General features: G+C 46.5%; 5 protein-coding genes. 3 read left to right on the top strand and 2 right to left on the bottom strand.

The window, feature by feature from the left end; all coding sequences use genetic code 11:
- Window positions 1–81: 81 nt before the first annotated feature.
- Window positions 82–477, bottom strand: a complete 396-nt coding sequence (locus tag V6C93_RS30675; protein WP_333480470.1) for a hypothetical protein — start codon at window positions 475–477, stop codon at window positions 82–84.
- 399 nt (window positions 478–876) lie between these two features.
- Between V6C93_RS30675 and V6C93_RS30680 the strand changes: the two genes are divergently transcribed.
- On the top strand, window positions 877–1,497 hold the full coding sequence (locus V6C93_RS30680) for a DNA-3-methyladenine glycosylase (RefSeq protein ID WP_333480471.1): 621 nt from the start codon (window positions 877–879) through the stop codon (window positions 1,495–1,497).
- A gap of 122 nt (window positions 1,498–1,619) precedes the next feature.
- On the opposite strand, the gene V6C93_RS30685 is transcribed toward V6C93_RS30680, so the two are convergent.
- Window positions 1,620–2,144: a hypothetical protein gene (locus V6C93_RS30685; RefSeq protein WP_333480472.1), complete on the bottom strand. Its 525-nt coding sequence runs from the start codon at window positions 2,142–2,144 to the stop codon at window positions 1,620–1,622.
- Between the two features lie 343 nt (window positions 2,145–2,487).
- On the opposite strand from V6C93_RS30685, the gene V6C93_RS30690 reads away from it, so the two are divergent.
- The gene (locus tag V6C93_RS30690) at window positions 2,488–2,730 is read left to right on the top strand and encodes a helix-turn-helix transcriptional regulator (protein ID WP_333480473.1); all 243 of its coding nucleotides are present in this window, start codon (window positions 2,488–2,490) and stop codon (window positions 2,728–2,730) included.
- Window positions 2,731–2,757: 27 nt separating this feature from the next.
- Window positions 2,758–2,980: helix-turn-helix transcriptional regulator (locus V6C93_RS30695; protein WP_333480474.1), on the top strand; the 223-nt coding region annotated here is incomplete at its 3' end.

The raw sequence follows: 2,980 nt of genomic DNA on the forward strand, positions 1-2,980 counted from the left end.
CTAACCGCTATGTATTTACAAAAATGGCATACTCCCCAAAAATCGAAGAGGTGAAGCAACAAAACTTGAATCCGAGTCCGCTTATGACCTCTGAAAGAGGTTTTGATAGGCTTGCCAAACCTTGCTGATGAAACGGCTTAGTTGCTGATGAGCCTCCGAACTCTTATCAGCTTTGGCATCTAGTTGTCCTAACAAAGGGATAACTTCAGTATCTAACGCGGGTTTAAATAGACTAGCAGGCCATAGCAAATCGGACCCCGATCGCAAATCGTACACGGTCAGCTGTTCAGGTGATGGTACAGATAGCTGCTCGTTGCCAGCCATAGGTACCGCTAGCATCACAGGACGTACCCAACAAACTTGCCGTGGGATCGCAACTTCAATAACTTCGGCGTATAAGCGAGTACTCTCATGCTCTAAACAAACGATCTGGTGAGGTTGAAATGTGTAGACCAAACCGATTGATACTTGCTTCACGCAAAAAAACACTTAGTTGAATTGATTCCTCTATTGTAAACCGTCCGGAGTCTCTTGCATAACTCCCGAAAAGCCCCCTAAATCTCCTAAAGGACTCTTTGGGGAGTAGGGGCGAAAATCGACTTTTGCAAGAGACCTCTACGACAGCGCAAACATAGAGTGTCCACTGGCTCAACTCCTTTGTCACCCTTAAATTGAGTCCATTAGTTGAGAGTATTCACAGTGACCAGTGACCAGTTGTCAGTTACGAGCAATCAGCACATCGGGTAGAAATTTCCGCCTGAAGCCTTGGTCGCTGCTCACTGCTCACTGTTCACTGCTCACTGCTCACTGGCCTAGGCTTGGCAATTAATTTGGAAAATCAACAATAATTAAAGTTATTTCCCGAGCATTCAGTTGATGAATTTCTCGATCGCGATTGACTTTCTCCAGGATTCCGATCCCATTTTGGGACAACTTATTCAGCAAATTGGTTCGTGTCAGCTACACCAGAATGAACTGGAGGGAGACTTGTTCTTTTGCCTATCCCGGTCAATTCTCCACCAACAACTTTCTACCAAGGTGGCTAAAGTCATCCACGAAAGGTTTCTCCAGCTTTACCCGGATACTCAGTTCCCTTCGGCACAAGATGTCCTCGAAACGCCGGATGAAGTCCTCCGCCGAGTGGGCATTTCACGCCCGAAAATCTCTTACCTGAAAGACTTGGCACGTCATGCGATCGCCGGATTGCCTACCCTTGAGGAGTTGGAAGTCATGGACGATGAGGCGATTATCAAGACTCTAACGCGAGTCAAAGGTATCGGATGCTGGACTGTTCAGATGCTCCTGATTTTCCGTCTTAAGCGGTGGGATGTCTTGCCTGTGGATGACTTGGGTGTACGTGCAGGCATAAGGAAACTCTACAATCTTGAGGCACTTCCCGATCGCAAGACTACAGAACGTTTTGGACAAAAGTGGACGCCCTATTGCAGCATTGCGTCGTGGTACTTGTGGCGCAGTTTGGAACTCAAGCCAGTTTGAGGACTGCTGCGAAAAGGAGGGAAGATGCGATCGCTTCTACTGTTCATTATTGAATAGATTAAACCTTGCCGTAGGTTAGGTTTTCTGAGATTAACGCAATTTACGGCAAGGAGCGATCGCACTCAATGATCAGCCGTTACTGTTGTCTCATCAAATACGACCTCGAACTCGGATGCTGGCATCCACTTTCCCAGAAATCGCTTATGATTTTCTGCTTCGGTGCGGCTATAGAAGCGAGCTACTGTATAGTGTTGAGCGTTTGGTAAGAGTCTCACCAGTGTCCAAGGGTAATTCTGCTGATTCCAGATGCGATCGCCTTGGGCATAGCAAAGCTGATCGCTTTTAGCCGGAGAACTTTGCACAGATGTGCCAGGGTGCGTTTCTACAATCCGACCACAGCCCCGATGCTCCAAGATAGAGTGAATCTGTGATAGAAGTTGCTCTCGCTGTGGGCTGCCATCGTTGGGTAATAAGCTCCAGTCACCAACGGGCGCGGGTAGCCAAGCCAGGGTATAGGAAACGGTATCTTTGCGAAAGTGCCAAGACAAGCGCTGTGTGTGCTTACGGCACTGGAAACCGTCGGCTCTTAAAGCCGCAACAATCCTGTCCGCGTCAGCTTTGAGGCGAAGCCATTGAGAATGTTTCATTGCTATTATTAGTGTGATTATTTGTTACAGAGGAGCGATCGCATATACTCGCCAAAGTAGCGATCGCTCGTTACTCATGGAAGACTTAAAACGGTACGAGCTAGTGATTTCCTGATAATCGTCTAGGCGTCACCTCCTTAATCTACTCATCCACGATGAATTTCAGTCCACTTCAGTGGACTTGAGCTATTAGCCAGGAGTTTTAACTCTTGGCGGACTTGCCTGGTATGAGAAACTACCCATAGGGAGACTGGGAAACGGGAAGTAATGGGACTTCTCATAAGCGTTTCCCCGTCAATTTTTATGGCGGCTAACAGGAAAAGTTTTCCTATTGCTAGGTAAAATGGTAAACGATAAAAATCAGAATAGCAACCCTAACTTGCCAACTCTTAAGCAGGTACGTGAACGACTAGGAATGACTCAGGAGCAATTCGCTCAGGAAATAGGGATTACCAGCCGGACAATTAGAAATCATGAAACAGGCGCAAACCAACTGAAGCTTTCTCTAGGGCAATTCAAACGATTGAAAGAACTCCTAGAACAAGCCGGAATGTCGATCGATGACTTACCTGACGACATTGACTGAGAAACCATCAACTAATCGCTAGGTAAGATGGCAAAGGATAGAAACTCATATAGCAACCCTAACTTGCTAAGTCTCAAGCAAGTACGTGAGCGTTTAGGGATGACTCAAGAAGAATTCGCTAGCGAATTGGGAATAACCCGCAAGACGCTTGGTAATCATGAGAGAGGCGCACATCAACTGAAGCTTTCTTTAGGACAAATCAAACTATTGAAAGAACTCTTAGAACAAGCTGGAATGTCGATCAATGACT

Source organism: Allocoleopsis sp. (assembly GCF_036703385.1).
GTDB lineage: Bacteria > Cyanobacteriota > Cyanobacteriia > Cyanobacteriales > Coleofasciculaceae > Allocoleopsis.